The organism is Yersinia sp. 2540 StPb PI (assembly GCF_052217165.1).
In the GTDB taxonomy this organism is placed as follows: domain Bacteria; phylum Pseudomonadota; class Gammaproteobacteria; order Enterobacterales; family Enterobacteriaceae; genus Yersinia; species Yersinia enterocolitica_E.
Genome location: NZ_JAZGQC010000001.1, coordinates 3774925 through 3791209, shown reverse-complemented (window position 1 = coordinate 3791209; position 16285 = coordinate 3774925). Strand labels below are relative to the sequence as shown.

The following is a 16285-nucleotide window of genomic DNA, read 5'->3' as shown; positions in this document are numbered from 1 at the left end:
TAAAACTAGTATCTATTTACCGAATACCGTGTTGAACCAAGCAGTGCCAAACCCTTCTACCTGAACGAGGCGTCGCGAGCAAAGCCAGTCTGGGCGCGCTCAGCGCACAGCCACCGGAGTGTACATAAGTACATGACGGTGGCGAGCACTGCGTAAACCCAGAATGGCAAAGCGCAGTAGCCGTTAACCGATCACCCCACTTCGGCTTCTCTACGTAACCGCGCCTTCAACTGGCTATACTCCTGCTGCACATAGTTTTCTGCCCACGTCTGATCCGGGATGGCTTCCAGCTTCACCGCGCAATATTTATATTCCGGTGTTTTTGAAATTGGATCCAGATGGTCCAGCGTCAGCTCATTACAGGCACCAATCCACCACTGGTAGGTCATATATACCGCGCCGATATTAATGCGTTCACTGACTGAAACTCGCGTAATAACTTTACCGCGACGCGATTCTACCCACACCAGTTGTTGATCCTGCAAGCGCATTTTATCCGCATCCTGCGGGCTGATTTGCACATAACCCGGTTCATCGGCCAGTGTTTGCAGTGCGGAACAGTTGCCAGTCATCGAACGGCAGGAGTAGTGGCCGACCTCACGCACGGTACACAACACCAGTGGATATTGGTCATCCACCAGTTCCATTGGCGCACGCCATTCACTGGCAAATAACAACCCTTTGCCGCCAGGGCGGTCAAACTTATTACCGGCATACAACCAGGGTGTACCGGGGCTGTCTTCAGTGGTACATGGCCATGGGATATAGCCCAAACCTGCCATTTTCTCGTAGGTTGCGCCATAGTACAGCGGGCACAACTCACGCAGTTCATCCCAAATCTCTTTGGTATTGTTATATTTCATCGGATAGCCGAGTGCGGTCGCCATCAGACTAATAATTTCCCAATCTGGTTTTACATCACCTTGTGGCTCAACCGCTTTTTCAAACCGCTGGAAACCACGGTCTGCCGCAGAATAGACCCCTTCATGTTCGCCCCACGAGGTGGCGGGGAAGATAACATCCGCCTCGGCTGCGGTTTTGGTCATAAAGATATCTTGCACAATCAGCAGTTCTAATTCGCTGAAGGCTTCACGCATCATGGACAAATCCGGTTCGGTCTGGAGTGGATCTTCGCCCATCACGTAGTTGGCTTTAATTTTCCCCTCTTTCACTTTATGTGGAACATCGGTCAGCGAGTAACCGACTTTATCGGACAGGGATGGTACCCCCCAGGCTTTGGCAAATTTTTCCAGTGTGGCGGGATCGGTCACAGATTGATAACCCGGATACATATTTGGCAATGCGCCCATATCGCAGGCACCCTGCACGTTGTTTTGCCCGCGTACCGGACCAACACCGACATTCGGGCGCCCCAGATTACCGGTTAACAGTGCCAGTCCTGACAGCCCTTTCACGACATCTACCCCCTGGCCCCACTGAGTGACACCCATCCCCCACAAGATAGTGGCTGAAGGGGCGGCGGCATAGATACGCATAGCCTCACGAATTGATTTTGCCGACAGGCCAGTAATGCTTTCGACATATTCCGGGGTGTATTTGGCGACGATTTCACGGTACTCGTCGAAGCCCTCGGTATAGCGTGAGGCGTAATCTTTATCGTACAGCTCTTCAGTGATCAACACATTGGCAAAGGCATTTACCAGTGCCATATTGGAGCCGTTTTTCAGGGGTAACCAGAGATCTGCAATACGCGCCGTTTCGATATGGCGTGGATCGCAGACAATCACTTTCGCGCCTTTTTCTTTGGCTTTCAGAATACGGCGGGCCACGATCGGATGGGAGTCAGCGGCGTTGTAGCCAAACACTAAAATACATTTGGTATCTTCAATCTCGCAGATTGAATTACTCATCGCGCCATTACCCAATGTCACTTGCAGCCCGGCGACCGACGGGCCGTGGCAAACACGGGCGCAGCAGTCAATATTGTTGCTGCCGGTAACCGCACGGGCAAATTTCTGCATCACATAGTTGGTTTCATTACCTGGGCCACGGGATGAGCCGGTATGCATAATGGCTTCCGGGCCATATTTTTCTTTGATTGCTCGCAGTTTACTGCTAGCAAACTCAATCGCTTCATCCCAAGATACCGCCTCCAGCTTGCCGCCTTTTTGGCGACGGATCATCGGCTGTTTAAGGCGCGGAGTTAGCAATTTGGTATCATTGAGAAAGTCCCAGCCATAGTAGCCTTTCAGACACAACTCACCCTGATTGGTGACGCCATTTGCGCCTTCAGCGCCAATAACTTTGCCATTTTCGACCAGTAAATTGATTTTGCAGCCGGAGCCGCAGTAAGGACAGACAGTGAGTGCCTTGTGCATATTAATCATCCTTCGTTCTTGGAGCCGCAGCGGTGTTAGCTGCTCTCGTTCACCCGAATCACTGACCTGAGTCAGCTCATCGGGATTCGCTCAATTGCTGCCTTGCTGCAACACCAATTACTTTGGGTCATCCCTTCGTTTTTGGGGCCGCAGCCTTATTGACTAAAAGCTCATTTCGTTGGCTTCATCTAAAGCAGCACGCATCTGTTTTTTGCGCAGCATGGCCTGCATGGTGTCGTGGCCAATCATGTGCAGCGCCTGCGTTGGGCAAACGGAGATACACGCCGGGCCGGCGGCTTGCCCTTCGCACAAGTCACATTTCTGTGCTTCGGCTTTCAGGCAGAATCCCTGTGAGAGGCCGTTAAACATCACTTCGACCTGTTTGGTCACGACGCTCATCGCACCATACGGGCAGGCAACGACACAGGTTTTGCAGCCAATGCATTTTTCCTGCAACACTTGAATACTGTCCGCTGCTCGAACAATTGCGCCGTTCGGGCAAACATTGGCACAAGGGGCATCTTCACAGTGCCGACACATAATGGCGGTACTGACATTTAGCCCTTTAACCACCTTCAGCCGAGGCGCGAAATTGGCTTTAGTTAGCGTGTCCAGCTTGCCACCGTTGTGTGCCAGCACGCAGGCAACCTCACAGGTGCGGCAGCCAATACACTTTTTGGGGTCTGCGATTATGAACCGGTTCATTGTTTTCTCTCCTTCCCCTTCATCTTTCAAGTTGCAGATGTGTTGGCTGCACTCGTTCGCCCGAATCACTTACTTGAGTAAGCTCATCGGAACTCACTTGCTTGCCGCCTTCCTGCACCTTGAAATCTATTGGGGATAAATATCTTCATCTTTCAAGTTGCAGAGGTGTTGGCTGCACTCGTTACTCGGCCCATCCTTGGGCCTCGCCTCTGCGAGGCCGCTGCAAGCAGCGTTCAAATCTGCTCCCGGCAGATTTGTCACCCGAATCACTTACTTGAGTAAGTTCATCGGAACTCACTTGCTTGCCGCCTTCCTGCACCTTGAAATCTATTGGGTATAAATTGATAGATCTGGCAGATTCACGTTTAGAACAGCTAATCTGGCTCATTGCCTTACATACTGCATGGTTTATGCTGCATGGTTTATGCCAACTTGAAGTGGCTAGATAAAAGTGAATGAATATGATTGTTTTATAAAGGATTAATGGATACTGATGTGGGCGGGGAGGTTAACGGGAAACTGTCGGCTGGCATGACGTCGGCAAATTTGACGACGGCATGCCGTCATTTCGCTATAAATGCGCGAAACCACCGTCACCTTGCCAGTGTGGTAGTTGTTGATACACCGTTTCTACCGCCTGTTTTACTGGCTCGGTCATTGGGAAGTAGAACGCCACTAAGGTGGGTTGAATCCCCACAAAAATGACTTCGCTAATATCTTCCTTTAACTGATCAATTAGAAAGTTGAGCGGCAGATTGTGGGTGCTCATGATAAACATTTCGGCAATTCGCTCAGGGTCAATGATGCGAATCTCACCCGGCGGCAGCTCCATATCGGCAGCATCGACAATAACTAATCGTGTCGGTTGCAACGCGCGGATACGATGCACCACATTTTCCGGTGCCGAACCACCGTCAATCACCTGCCAGTCAATCAGTGGTTGTTGTGTCATGCGTTCAGCCAGTAGTGGGCCTGCGCCGTCATCGCCCATCATGCTGTTGCCAACGGTTAACACCAGATTGAGAGCGGTGGTGTGAGTGGCGGGGGGATGTGGCATGTTCATGGGCGGCGTTTCACCATTAAATAGATGGCCGGTTCCTGCTCGATATCGTACAGGGTTTGCAGCAGTTGTTGGCTCCATGGCTGGTGGAGCGAGGCTGGGTTTTCAGCCAGCGGCGCGAAGGCTTTTGCCAATAACTGGGTATGGGTACTGTCGATGGTGATTTCACCAAACTTCAGTAAGCCGGCCATCTTGCGGTGAGCCTCGCCTGCGGGCAACTGACCAAACCATTGTTCATATTCTGCCAGCGGGCATTCCATGATGGCTTTTAAGCAATCAATCACCCCCACATGGTGGCCGATAGCCAGTGAGTAATACATCACTTGTTGTGCTTGCTCGGGCATATCGTCATCACTGTCGAGGAACTTCTGATTCAGTGCATAGAAAATAACCTTAGCGAACATCAGCTTTGCCTCCCGCCAGTTGTATCAGGGCAATGTGTTGCAGGTTGGCGAATATCTCGCTCAGACGCGGATCATCTTGTTGGCGCAGGTAGTTCTGGCAGCGCTGTTCAAATTCCGGTAATGGCTGATTGACCAGCAGCGACAAGAAGCTGTCGGTGATTTCCCGCCCCTGGCGATAGCCGGCCATACGGCGCGCTTCACGCTCCAACAGCACTCGCAGATTGAGCGGTGCATCGGGGTGAATCAGCGCGACGCGTTCATCGGCACTCTCCTGATGCTCTTCGCCTTTCAGTTTCTGCTCCAGCAGACCCAATGCCACGGCAAAACCATAGATGGTCGCGGCTGGGGTCGGCGGGCAACCGGGAATGTACACATCAATTGGTACGATGGTATCGCTGCCACCCCAGACACAGTACAGGTCATGGAAGATGCCACCACCACAACCACACGCACCGTAAGAGACGCAGATTTTTGGGTCCGGTGCCGATTCATAAGCGCGCAGTGCCGGTGTGCGCATGGCGCGAGTAACCGCACCGGTAAACAGCAAAATATCCGCGTGGCGGGGGGAGGCAACAACTTTGATACCAAAGCGCTCGGTGTCGAACAGTGGGGTGATTGAGGAGAAAATCTCAATCTCACAGCCGTTGCAGCCACCACAATCCACCCGATAGACATAGGCGGAGCGCTTGATATCTTTCAATAATTTACTTTTTAACTGGGCAACCGAGGGATCAAGTGCGATCGGTTGACTAACATGGTGCCCCCAGCCCGGTTTTAATGAATGTGGTTGGCTCATAGCTTGCCCCTCCCTTCGTTGTGCTGATCCAGCATAACGTTGTTATTAATAACGATATTCTGTTTGCGCTTACACTCAGGGCAAGTTTCAAAATGAGGTCGCTGCTGCTCGACATCCTCGGCCGCCATCCCGGAATGAATCAGCAGTGCCATGACATAATCCACTGCTTTTTTCGGCGCAAAGGGTTGCTGGCATTGCTGGCAATGGGCAAGGGTAAAACTGGCACGCTGATACAAATCCGCTTTGTTGAAGACGGCCAGTTCAAACTCTTGCGATAACACAATGGCACGGGTCGGGCAGACCTCCTCACAGCGGCCACAAAAAATGCAGCGCCCGAGAAATAACTGCCACTGACGAGTGCCGTTAGCAAGATCGGTTTCCATGGTTAGCGCATTGGCAGGGCAGGCCATGGTACAAGCACCACAGGCGATGCATTGCTCGGCATCATATTGCGGTTTGCCGCGAAAACCGTGGCTGACCTCAAGCGGCTTAAACGGGTATTTCACCGTGGTGTCGCCCACTTTCAGGATGGTTTTAAACAGTTTTAACATTCTTCATCCCTCTATTTGAGCGGCGAATGGGTGCGCTCAATGCCATAACGCTCGATCTCTTTGTACGGCACAGTGACGGATTTTTGCTTGCGCACATCCACCAGCGTGACCCGGTCAGTACAGGAGTAGCAGGGATCGAGGCTGCCGATAATCAGTGGCGCATCAGAGACGGTATTGCCGCGCAACATATAACGCAGCACCGGCCAATTGGCGTAAGTTGCCGCACGGCAGCGCCAGCGGAACAGCTTCTGGTTGTCGCCGGTCATGCTCCAATGCACATCTTCGCCACGCGGTGCTTCCGAGAACCCGAGGGCGAACTTGTAAGGTTGGTAATTGACTTTTTCTTCCAGCAGCGGCCCGCCAGGCATATGGTTCAGGCCATATTCAATCATTACCAGCGAGTCAAAGAACTCGCGCACCCGCACCAGCAGGCGGGAGTGGACATCGCAGCCATCGAGGGTAAACAACTCTTTGGGCACATTGGCATAGTTGGCGTAGCTGTGGTCATGGCGCATATCACGCGCATAGCCACTGGCGCGGATCATTGGGCCGACCGGGCTGAAATCGCGGGCGATTTTGCGATCCAGCAGGCCCACCCCCACGGTGCGTTGTTCGATATTGGCGGTGCTCATTAACATATCCACTAACTGGCCGATATCGGCACGCATCTCCGAGACCAATTGCAGCGTTTTGATGCGATCAGCTTTCAGGATATCGCGGCGGACGCCACCAATCAGATTCAGACCATAGGTTTTACGTGCGCCAGTGAGCATCTCTGCAATCGTCATCGCTTTTTCACGCACGCGGAAGAACTGCATAAAACCGGTATCGAAACCAACAAAGTGACAAGACAAACCGATATTGAGCAGATGGCTGTGCAGCCGCTCCACTTCAAGCAAAATGGTGCGGATCATCTGTGCCCGAGGCGGCACGATAATGCCCAAAGCATTTTCAATGGAAGAGGTGTAGGCCACGCTGTGGGTGAAGCCACAAATGCCGCAGATGCGATCTGACAGGAAGGTAACGTCGTTGTAACCCATGCGAGTTTCAGCCAGTTTTTCCATGCCGCGATGGACATAGAACAGGCGGTAATCGGCATCAATAATATCTTCGCCGTCGACAAACAGCCGGAAGTGACCCGGTTCGTCAGAGGTAATATGCATTGGGCCAATAGGCACCACCCGGCTACTGCTACCTGCTTCGTTTTCAAACTGATAGGTTTCCGTATCGCTGGTGGGCGTGGGGCGCTGGCGATAGTCCATGGTGTCTTTGCGCAGCGGATAGAGGTCATCTGGCCAATCATCGGGCAGCACTAAACGGCGCTCATCAGGCAGACCAACCGGTTGCAGACCATACATATCGCGTACTTCACGCTCGCCCCAGACGGCGGCAGGTACCCGAGGTGTGACTGACGGGAACTCCGGTCGTTCGGGGCTGATAAGTGCTTTGACAATCACCCAGCACTTATCGCCATACTGCTTACCGGTCTCTTCGCCATATTGTTCACGGCCTTCCATCGACAGCACATAGTAAATGGCAAAATAGCCATTCAGGCTGCGTTCATCATTACCAAACAGCACCGACAACCAGCCACCTTGTTGATAATAAAGGTGCTCTACCACATCGGGCAGGCTATTTAGTTTGATGGTAATGGTCAGTTGATCAGGGGTTTGCCACTCTTCATCTAAAATCGCCGCAGGAAATTGTTCACGCAGGCGGGCTACATAGGCCGCACCCAGCTTTTCACCGCTGTGTGGATGGCTTGACACCGGCTGACCTGAACCCGGAATAGCTGAAATAGGGGTTTCGCGAGTCACGTTACATCTCCTGACGATTCGGGGTTAGTTGCACCGCACTATGGCTCTGTGCAACGGATGGAATGGGCTGAGTTACGGGTTGCGGTGGAGAGAGGTGCTGCCACGGCAGCATAAATTGTTGCTGGGTTGGCTCACTGCCATCGTTATTGAGAACAATTTGTGCCGCATCGGTCAATAAACGGGTCACTGGAGCCGGAATATGCACGCCAAGCAACAGCATCAACAGCAACAGTATCGCCATCGGCGCGGTGGTCAGAATACCCAGTTCGCCTTTGCTGACCGCTGCCGGTGGTGTTCCCAACACGGTGTTGGCTATCATGCGTACCAATCCGGCCAGTACCAGTGTTAGTAGCAAGAGCAGGACGATAACCAGCCAAATATGGCCGGCGTTAATCGCGGCAGCCACCACCATAAATTCACTGATAAACACGTTAAACGGCGGCATCCCGGCCAGCGCTAATGCGCCACCAGCCAGTAACACCGCAGTCAGCGGTGCGACGCGGATAATGCCTTTAATCGCGCCCATATCCCGCGTGCCGTATTTCAATAACACATTGCCGGAACCACAGAACAGCAAGGTCTTAGCCAGACTGTGATTCAAGGTGTGGAACAGTGCTGCCAGCACACCTAGCGGGCCACCAATGCCCAGCGCCACCGCAATTAACCCCATATTCTCGACGCTGGAATAGGCCAGTAAACGCTTCATATCGCGCTGGGCCAGAATAAAGAAGGCGGATACTGCAACCGACATCATGCCGAACACCAACAGCAGCATTTGTGGGAAATGTGGCCCGATGGCGGCGCTGATAATGATGTAGTAACGGATGATAACCAGCAGGGCGCAGTTAAGCAGTACGGCGGATAACAGGGCACTGGTGGGGCTAGGGGCTTCACTGTGGGCATCCGGTAGCCACGAATGCATTGGGAACAGCCCGGTTTTGGTACCGAAGCCAATCAGGATAAAGACAAACGCCAGATGCATCAGGCTGGGGTCCAACTCTTTAGCGTGTTCAGAAACCACGGTCCAGAAGATAGCACTGCCCGGATCTGCCAACACATTCGCGGCATTGGCATATACCAGCACCGTGCCGTACAGCCCGAATGCCACACCGACGGTACAGATAATAATGTACTTCCACGCCGCCTCCAGTGAGGAGCGCTGCCCGTATAATCCCACCAAAAAGGCTGAGCTGAGGGTAGTGGCTTCAATACCAACCCACATCAGGATCAGGTTATTACTGGTGACCACCAACAGCATGGTGAACAGGAACAGATGGAAGAAACCGTAGTAGTTGCACAGCGTGCCAACCGTGATTTCGCCATTATTCACTTCATGGCGCATATAGCCAAGGGAGTAAAGGCCAGTGATAAAGCCGATAATGCCCAGAATAGCGAGGAACAGCGCGCTGAGACTATCGATATGCAGCCAATTATGTGCCGCCAGAATCTCCCCGCCCAGCGCAACCCGACACACTACCGTCAGCGCCACCACTAGCAACACAGTGATGCCGGTAAAATGCACCCAAGTGGTTGCCATCCGTGCGGCACTGCCTAACGCCCGGCAAGCGAACGCGAGCAATGAGGCTATTAGAGGTATCGCCAGCAGCAACAACAGCAGGTCAGTATTACTCATTTCATTACCCCTTTAGCGCCGTCAGTTGTTTAACATCCAGCGTGTGCAGCGTGCGGTAAATCTTGCGCGCCATTAGCGTCATCACAATCACCGCGAAGATGGCATCGGTGGCAACGCCAATCTCGACCAATTCCGGTGCGCGGAAGGCCAGCAGCGCCAGCATCAGATGAGCCCCGTTCTCCATCAGGCAATAGCCAAAGATATTTTTCAGAATATTGCGTTGGGTGACGATACACAGCAGTCCAATCAGGAAATGCCCCAATGAGACGGCCAGAGCCGGTTTCAGTGCGCTGACCATGGGCAGTTGCACCGGTTCAACCACGAAGTAGCTCAGCAAGATAATGATGGCGGCGATAAAAATCAGGCTGGCGGTACCAATGATGCCGCCATTGGCTTTGGGATCGTCCATTTGGCGAAAAGCGCGATACATAATCCACGGCACCAGCACCACCTTGGTGACAAAGGCACTCAGCGACCACAGGTACAACTCGTGGGCACCCAAGGTTTCAGCCAGCACCAGAAAAATAAGCACCAGTACCAGTGACTGCAAGGCATAAAGCAGTGCCGAAGTGGCGGGTTTCTTGGCGATGATTACCAGTAGTGAGGTAATGATCAGCAGCCCTGCGAGATTATTTACGACCAAATTGTTGACAAGAAGTGTTCCGGTCATTTTCTACTCCCTTATCCGAGCCAGGCGACAGCAATAAAGCTTGAGCACACCGACATAATCACCAGAATCACCAATACCCCCTGCATCGCCAGTGGCAGCGGTTTGGCGCAGGCGACCTCTGGTGATGGCTTACCGGGGACGGTCTGTCCGAACCAGTAGAGGAACCAGCCAAAGCTCGCTACCGATTCAAGTAGCGCCAGCACCAGCAGGGGTATCAGTAGCCAATGTTCGTGAGAGAGCGAGAAGCCGGCGGCAAAAATAGGAAATTTGCTGAAGAAGCCATTAAAAGGCGGAACCCCAGTGATCGCCAGTGCGGCGACACAGAACCCCACCCCCAGCAGTGGCATTTTGCCCATGATGCCTTTGAGTTTGGGTAACATACGGGTACCGCAGCTATAGCTCAGCGCACCAGCCACTAAGAAGAACAGACTCTTGGCAAACGCATGGTTAAAGATGTAGGCAATGCCGCCATCAAAGGCCATTTTTGAGCCATAGATAGCCAACGACAGAGCGAAGAAGATGTAAGACAACTGGGTGATGGTGGAGTAGGCCAGCAGCCGCTTCATATCTTTTTGTGGCAGATACATAAAGAAGCCATAGATCAGTGTAATCACCGCCATCACCATGCCCACGGTGCCAATTATTTGTGGTACATCGCCAGCGGAATAAATAGCGCGGGCAAAGATATAAACCCCCACCTTGACCATAGAAGCGGCGTGCAGGTATGAACTGACCGGCGTCGGGGCTTCCATCGCATCCGGTAACCAGATATGCAGTGGCAACTGGGCGGATTTCCCCCAAGCGGCAAACAGGATGCCACCGAGCACCATGATTTTGGTGCTGTTGTCCAATTGCGCCAGTGCCGTTAGGGCAAAGGTGCCGGTATTAACCAGCAACACTGCGGCCGCCAGATACAGACCGATAGCCGCAACATGGGTTACCAGCAGCGCTTTCAGTGCCGAGCGCAGTGACTTCTGACTCTGGTAGTAACCAATTAATCCCCACGAACAACCGCCGGTGATTTCAAAGAAGAACAACTGACCCAGCAGAGTGGATGACAATACCAACCCGGCCATTGCACCGATAAATACCAGCAACAGGGCGTAGTAGCGGTTAGTGCCTTCGTGCGGATGCTCGCGATTATCCAGGGTCAGATAACCGGTAGAATAGATACTGACCAACAGCCCAAGAAAGACGACGGCGAAAGCAATCAAGGTACTGATGCGGTCGATAGTCAGGCCAAACAGCGCCATATCGCCGTAGTGAATCAGATCAACCGTGACATCAATCTTCCCGCCACTTAAGTAGATATAGGCCAGCAACAGGGTTCCGAGGGTTGCCAGTAGTGAAAAGAAAGTACAGGACCATTTCGCCCATTGCTGTGGCAAGCAGGCCGTGAGGATGGCACCGGCAAATGGGACCAGAATGGTCGCAATGGCGATGTTCATTAGGGCGATATTCATAAGAGCCATGTTCTCCATGATGGGTTTATTAGCTCCTTAAAGACCGGTGAGATAGAAAACCAGGGACAAGGCAGCAACACCAAACCCCAGCCAGGTAACACGGGAGGTCAACAGGAAGCGCCCACGGGCGATACTGTTTTCCACGATGGAGGCCAGTACAAACACCACCACCAGCTTGATAATGCAGGCCAGTAGCGCCCACAGCAGGCCAAATCCAGTGAGTACTGCCAGCTTGCCGAACGGGATAAACACGGCGAGGAACAGTTGTGCCACCACCACTTGTTTCAGGCTGATGCCCCATTTGACCAGACCCAGCGCGGCACCTGAGTATTCGGTTAGCGGCCCTTCTTGTAACTCTTGCTCCGCTTCGGCGACATCAAACGGGATTTTGCCCATCTCGATAAACACGGCGAAACCACAGGCCAGTAACGCCAGCGCGGTTGCGGTCGGCGATTGCCAGTGGCCGGTCGAAAGTGCAGTACTGATGGTGCCGATATTGGTCGAACCGGCGATTAACCCCACTACCAGTAGCGACAGAATCAGTGTCGGTTCCACCAGCACACCAAGGGTTAACTCACGGCTGGCACCGATACCGGCAAAGATGCTGCCGCTATCCAGACCGGCCAGTGAGAAGAAGAAGCGGAACAGCGCGAACAGATAAAGCAGGGCTATCAGGTCTCCTGCCACGCCAAATGGCGATGCCAGCGTGAAAATGGGCAGCGCCATCGCAATCAGCAACATGCTGCCTAATAACACATAAGGCATCAGACGGAAGATGATGCCTGCATTCGCCGGTGCTACATCCTGACGTTTTAACAGTTTGGCTAAATCACGATAGTCTTGTAGCACGCCCGGCCCACGGCGTGAGTGCATGCGGGCTTTTACCATGCGCGAAATACCCGACATCAATGGTGCCAGCGCCAGCATGAAAAGCGCCTGCCCAATGGCGAAGGCAATCATAGAGACCGCGGGCATATCAGTAGTTGGCATTGCTCGTCTCCTTAAAGAGCCGCGATTATCAGCAGGGTAACCAGTGCGGCGACCACATACAGACAGTAGAGGCGGAAATCACCCTGTTGTAGCCATTGAATACGCTGGCTGAGCCATTGGATCAGGCGAATAAGCGGGGCCACAATTTTGTCGTCCCATAGCGGCTCTACCCGCCCGGCACCACTGATCGAGTGCTCAAGAGCACGTTGCATCATCGGTGCGGGGGAGAGGGTTTTGCGTATTCGATAGAGTGGGGCAAACATCATCCGCAAGGGTTGAGTAAAACCACCGGCGGAGACGGTCATTGCTTGTTCGTAGGCATAACCACAGGCCCATGGGTCACCGCCATGGCGAAATGCCAGACGGCTGCCTTTGTAGAGACTGGCTATCAGTAAAATCACCAATGGCAGGATTAATAAGCCGAAGAAGATGTAGAGGGTAGACAGCATCGCTTGAGAACTGTGTTGTGGGAACAACAGCGCCCCTTGTGCAACCTGTAACGACTGTGCCGCAGGGACCGCTATCAGGCTACTGGCAATGCGGGCAATCACCGGTGCTACCTGGGTGGCACCAATCCCCAATGCCAGGCACAGCAGGGCCAGCAACAGCATGGCTGCCGTCATTGGCCACGGCACTTCCCGCGCCTGTGCGGCTTTTTCCGTGCGCGGCAGGCCGCAGAAGCTAATGCCGTAGACTTTAACGAAGCACATGGCCGCCAGCGCGCCGGTAATTGCCAGCATGACGATGGCAATCGGTCCGGCCAGACGAATAATAAATCCACCATCTTTGGTCATAGTAAATAACGATTGATAGGTGAACCATTCACTGACAAAACCATTGAAGGGTGGCAGCGCTGAAATTGCCATACATCCCACCAGAAACGCCAGTGCGGTATACGGCATCATCCTTGCCAACCCACCCATCTTTTCCATATCTTTGGTGTGCACCCGGTAGATAACGGCGCCAGCGCCAAGGAACAATAACCCTTTGAATACTGCATGGTTAAGCAGATGGTAGAGTGCACCCAGTAGGCCAAGGGCGGCCAATATAGGCTGGTGGCCCGCGATACCTATCATGCCAACCCCAACGCCCATCAGAATAATGCCGATGTTTTCAACTGTGTGATAAGCCAGCAGCCGTTTGATATCGTGCTCGGCTAATGCATACAGCACTCCCAGTACCGATGACACCGCACCAAAGGCCAGCACCACCACTCCCCACCACATTTGGCTGGCACCGAGTAAATCGATACCAACCTTGATGATGCCGAAGATACCAATTTTTACCATCACGCCGGACATCAAGGCCGAGGCATGAGATGGGGCTGCGGGGTGGGCGCGTGGGAGCCAGCCATGTAATGGCAGCATCCCGGCTTTGGCACCAAAACCGAAGAAAGCCAGCAGGAAGATAACGGAAGCCATCACCGGCTCTGGATGCACCTGCCGGAAGGCGGCAAATTCCAGGCTGCCGCTCTGGCGGTACAATAAGAAGAAGGCAATCATGATTAACACGGAACCGGCATGGGCAATCAGAAAGTAGAGTAGGCCGGCGCTGATAGCATCGTCGTCTTGATCGGAAATCACCAGGAAGTAGGAAGCCAATGACATCATTTCAAAGAAAATAATAAAGTAGAAGGCGTTATCCACCACCACCAGTGCCACCATCGAGGCGATGAACAGGTTCATAAATACCCCCATTCCCCACGCCCCACGCCCTTTGTATTCCTGCACATAAGCCAGTGAATACAGCGAAGTGACCACCACCAGCAGTGAAATGACCATCAGCATAAAGGCCGCCAATGGATCAAGGCGCAGACTGAAGGCCGCGAAGGGGAAGGGTCCGGCGGTGATAAAGGTAATGATATCGCCCCCCAATAAGGTTGGCGCGGCGGCAAACAAGCCAGCGACCCCACCCAGCAATGAGGCCAGCCCTGCGGCATAAATCGCCAGCGTTTCGCGACGAGCCAAAAGCAGCGAAAGTAGTGCACCAGCCAGATAGAGCAGTAAGGAGAGCCACAGTAGCTCCAGAGAGTTCATCATCTTTTCTGCTCCTCGTGAGAGAGGGTGGGCGAGCTGTCCCCGGTAATAAAGGGCAGGTCGTTGGCAAACCCACGGGCCGCAGCGAGCCGTTTAGCCTGATTGGCTTGCTCGATGCTGTGTTCATCCACCAACATCAGCGCGTTGGTGGGGCAGACCCGTACACATTCCGGTCCCTGTGGTTGGAAGCTACATAAGTCACATTTCACAGCAATGGCACGAACACCGGCCGTCCAGGCCAGGAATGGGTTCATATTGGCTGGGCTGAATGGCACATCAGACAGCTCGGTCATCGGAATATATTCAGGGAAGCTCTCCGGTACGGCTAATGGCTTACTGCCCGCGGGCGTAATTGCGCCAAACGGGCAGGCGATACCACAGAGCTTGCAGCCGATGCAGGTGGTTTCATCCAACTCAACGGCGTTATTGGTCAACGTGATGGCATTGACCGGACAGACTCGCGCGCACCATGCATCCTCGCAGTGGCGACAGAGAATCGGTGCTGTGACCGTGGCATTTCGCATCACGGTCAATCTGGGGTGCTGTTGTAAACCCTTGGCTTTATGCACCTGGCTGCAAGCAGCCATGCAGGTATTGCATCCAATACAAAGCCTTGACTCCGCAATGACAAAGCGGTTCATAGCCATACCCTCCGGGACAAAAATCTGGTGACAGTCAGGCTGATAGCAATCATTTCTAAGCTGCAAAGCATATTCTGTGCCAGCACGCCTGCTGCTGCTGTAAAAGAGCGGTGAAGGCACGCCTGCTGTGCATTGGGGCGGGGGGAGTAAATAGCGGAGATTTAAACGGCAGTGAAAATGGCGTAATTACGGTGGTTAAGTGTCGACATTAGTGACGAAACCGCCGCTCATCAATGACACTTCGACAGTGATTGCTCACCTTAATCATCTGGTCGCGGCCATATCTAAGTAATAGTGTTATTTATTAGCTGTTTAGATGATTCTTCGCACAGGTGAAAATCAGCGCGTGGCTGGCATCTTCTTTGCATCGCTATTGTCAGGGATACGCCACAGGAGCAGCACGGTCATGCATGAAATAACCTTGTGCCAGCATGCTATTGCCATGATGGAACAGCAGGCCCGCTTACATGGCGCGCAGCGAATTACCGGGGTGTGGTTGGAAACCGGCGCATTTTCCTGCGTCGAACCGCAGGCATTAGAGTTCTGTTTTGAGTTGGTATGCCGAGGCACACTGGCGGAAGGTTGTGTGCTGCATCTTAGCCAGCAGCCGTCACAGGTGTGGTGCTTTGATTGCCAGCAGCAGGTTAATTTGCTGAGTAGCAAAGTGATACGTTGCCCATTGTGTGCCGGGAGCCATTTACGCATCGGCGCATCTGATGATGGCGTCATACTTAAGCGACTGGAGGTGGAATGAGTTTACTTTTTTTAACTGAAATTGGGCGATTGAATAACGCAGAGGCCAGGCTATGTGTATAGGTATCCCTGGTCAAATTGTCGCACTGGATGAAACTCAGCCCGGTACCGCCTGGGTGGATGTGTGCGGTGTGCGGCGTTCGGTGAATATTATGCTGGTGGCTGCCGACTCGCAGGCCAGTCTGGCATTAATCGGCCATTGGGTGCTGGTGCATGTTGGGTTTGCCATGAGCAGGCTGGATGAAGAGGAAGCGCTGGAAACTTTGCAGTTGTTACAGCAGATGGGGGAGGTTGAGAGTGATGTAGGGGCATTCTTGGGGCAAAGTGGTTAACCGGACGGGTGTATTATTAAAAACAGGATCGGGTTAGATTTCGGTAGTTAGTGCCTCACAGCTCACTTGACCTTTGATAAACCCAATCCAATAGC

General features: G+C 53.1%; 15 protein-coding genes. 2 read left to right on the top strand and 13 right to left on the bottom strand.

The window, feature by feature from the left end:
* Positions 1–191 precede the first annotated feature (191 nt).
* The 13 genes from fdhF to V1956_RS17575 form a co-directional block, all read right to left on the bottom strand.
* Entirely contained in the window at positions 192–2339 is a 2148-nt protein-coding gene (fdhF, locus tag V1956_RS17635; RefSeq protein ID WP_420071633.1) for a formate dehydrogenase subunit alpha, read from the bottom strand.
* A 162-nt stretch (positions 2340–2501) separates the two neighbouring features.
* The gene (locus tag V1956_RS17630; protein WP_442825427.1) at positions 2502–3044 is read right to left on the bottom strand and encodes a 4Fe-4S binding protein; all 543 of its coding nucleotides are present in this window, start codon (positions 3042–3044) and stop codon (positions 2502–2504) included.
* Between the two features lie 571 nt (positions 3045–3615).
* Positions 3616–4101, bottom strand: a complete 486-nt coding sequence (gene hycI / locus V1956_RS17625; protein ID WP_083163776.1) for a hydrogenase maturation peptidase HycI — start codon at positions 4099–4101, stop codon at positions 3616–3618.
* Between the two features lie 2 nt (positions 4102–4103).
* Entirely contained in the window at positions 4104–4508 is a 405-nt protein-coding gene (locus tag V1956_RS17620) for a formate hydrogenlyase maturation HycH family protein (RefSeq protein WP_442825426.1), read from the bottom strand.
* Entirely contained in the window at positions 4498–5304 is an 807-nt protein-coding gene (locus V1956_RS17615; protein ID WP_372568905.1) for an NADH-quinone oxidoreductase subunit B family protein, read from the bottom strand. Before V1956_RS17615 ends, V1956_RS17620 begins: the two co-directional genes overlap by 11 nt.
* Positions 5301–5855 (bottom strand): hydrogenase 4 subunit H, encoded by a 555-nt coding sequence (hyfH, locus tag V1956_RS17610; protein WP_442825425.1) that lies wholly within the window; start codon positions 5853–5855, stop codon positions 5301–5303. Before hyfH ends, V1956_RS17615 begins: the two co-directional genes overlap by 4 nt.
* An 11-nt stretch (positions 5856–5866) precedes the next feature.
* The gene (locus V1956_RS17605; RefSeq protein ID WP_083159372.1) at positions 5867–7672 is read right to left on the bottom strand and encodes a hydrogenase large subunit; all 1806 of its coding nucleotides are present in this window, start codon (positions 7670–7672) and stop codon (positions 5867–5869) included.
* A 1-nt stretch (position 7673) separates the two neighbouring features.
* Entirely contained in the window at positions 7674–9305 is a 1632-nt protein-coding gene (locus V1956_RS17600) for a hydrogenase 4 subunit F (RefSeq protein ID WP_420071636.1), read from the bottom strand.
* A gap of 4 nt (positions 9306–9309) precedes the next feature.
* The gene (gene hyfE / locus V1956_RS17595) at positions 9310–9975 is read right to left on the bottom strand and encodes a hydrogenase 4 membrane subunit (RefSeq protein ID WP_083159369.1); all 666 of its coding nucleotides are present in this window, start codon (positions 9973–9975) and stop codon (positions 9310–9312) included.
* Between the two features lie 11 nt (positions 9976–9986).
* Positions 9987–11438: a hydrogenase 4 subunit D gene (locus V1956_RS17590; protein ID WP_442825827.1), complete on the bottom strand. Its 1452-nt coding sequence runs from the start codon at positions 11436–11438 to the stop codon at positions 9987–9989.
* Positions 11439–11474: 36 nt separating this feature from the next.
* The gene (locus V1956_RS17585) at positions 11475–12428 is read right to left on the bottom strand and encodes a respiratory chain complex I subunit 1 family protein (RefSeq protein ID WP_083159367.1); all 954 of its coding nucleotides are present in this window, start codon (positions 12426–12428) and stop codon (positions 11475–11477) included.
* A gap of 11 nt (positions 12429–12439) precedes the next feature.
* Entirely contained in the window at positions 12440–14467 is a 2028-nt protein-coding gene (hyfB, locus tag V1956_RS17580; protein ID WP_442825424.1) for a hydrogenase 4 subunit B, read from the bottom strand.
* Entirely contained in the window at positions 14464–15105 is a 642-nt protein-coding gene (locus tag V1956_RS17575) for a 4Fe-4S dicluster domain-containing protein (protein WP_420071639.1), read from the bottom strand. Before V1956_RS17575 ends, hyfB begins: the two co-directional genes overlap by 4 nt.
* A 406-nt stretch (positions 15106–15511) precedes the next feature.
* On the opposite strand from V1956_RS17575, the gene hypA reads away from it, so the two are divergent.
* Both hypA and V1956_RS17565 read left to right on the top strand, forming a co-directional pair.
* Positions 15512–15859 (top strand): hydrogenase maturation nickel metallochaperone HypA, encoded by a 348-nt coding sequence (hypA, locus tag V1956_RS17570; protein ID WP_083159365.1) that lies wholly within the window; start codon positions 15512–15514, stop codon positions 15857–15859.
* A 52-nt stretch (positions 15860–15911) separates the two neighbouring features.
* Positions 15912–16190 (top strand): HypC/HybG/HupF family hydrogenase formation chaperone, encoded by a 279-nt coding sequence (locus V1956_RS17565; RefSeq protein ID WP_372558452.1) that lies wholly within the window; start codon positions 15912–15914, stop codon positions 16188–16190.
* The last annotated feature ends 95 nt before the right edge of the window (positions 16191–16285 follow it).

Bases quoted from the DNA above. Each gene is read 5' to 3' on its own strand.
- hyfH (WP_442825425.1), bottom strand. From the start codon at position 5,855: ATGTTAAAACTGTTTAAAACCATCCTGAAAGTGGGCGACACCACGGTG.
- V1956_RS17575 (WP_420071639.1), bottom strand. From the start codon at position 15,105: ATGAACCGCTTTGTCATTGCGGAGTCAAGGCTTTGTATTGGATGCAAT.
- V1956_RS17600 (WP_420071636.1), bottom strand. From the start codon at position 9,305: ATGAGTAATACTGACCTGCTGTTGTTGCTGCTGGCGATACCTCTAATA.
- V1956_RS17615 (WP_372568905.1), bottom strand. From the start codon at position 5,304: ATGAGCCAACCACATTCATTAAAACCGGGCTGGGGGCACCATGTTAGT.
- hycI (WP_083163776.1), bottom strand. From the start codon at position 4,101: ATGCCACATCCCCCCGCCACTCACACCACCGCTCTCAATCTGGTGTTA.
- fdhF (WP_420071633.1), bottom strand. From the start codon at position 2,339: ATGCACAAGGCACTCACTGTCTGTCCTTACTGCGGCTCCGGCTGCAAA.
- hyfB (WP_442825424.1), bottom strand. From the start codon at position 14,467: ATGATGAACTCTCTGGAGCTACTGTGGCTCTCCTTACTGCTCTATCTG.
- V1956_RS17585 (WP_083159367.1), bottom strand. From the start codon at position 12,428: ATGCCAACTACTGATATGCCCGCGGTCTCTATGATTGCCTTCGCCATT.
- V1956_RS17630 (WP_442825427.1), bottom strand. From the start codon at position 3,044: ATGAACCGGTTCATAATCGCAGACCCCAAAAAGTGTATTGGCTGCCGC.
- V1956_RS17565 (WP_372558452.1), top strand. From the start codon at position 15,912: ATGTGTATAGGTATCCCTGGTCAAATTGTCGCACTGGATGAAACTCAG.
- V1956_RS17620 (WP_442825426.1), bottom strand. From the start codon at position 4,508: ATGTTCGCTAAGGTTATTTTCTATGCACTGAATCAGAAGTTCCTCGAC.
- hyfE (WP_083159369.1), bottom strand. From the start codon at position 9,975: ATGACCGGAACACTTCTTGTCAACAATTTGGTCGTAAATAATCTCGCA.
- hypA (WP_083159365.1), top strand. From the start codon at position 15,512: ATGCATGAAATAACCTTGTGCCAGCATGCTATTGCCATGATGGAACAG.
- V1956_RS17590 (WP_442825827.1), bottom strand. From the start codon at position 11,438: ATGAATATCGCCCTAATGAACATCGCCATTGCGACCATTCTGGTCCCA.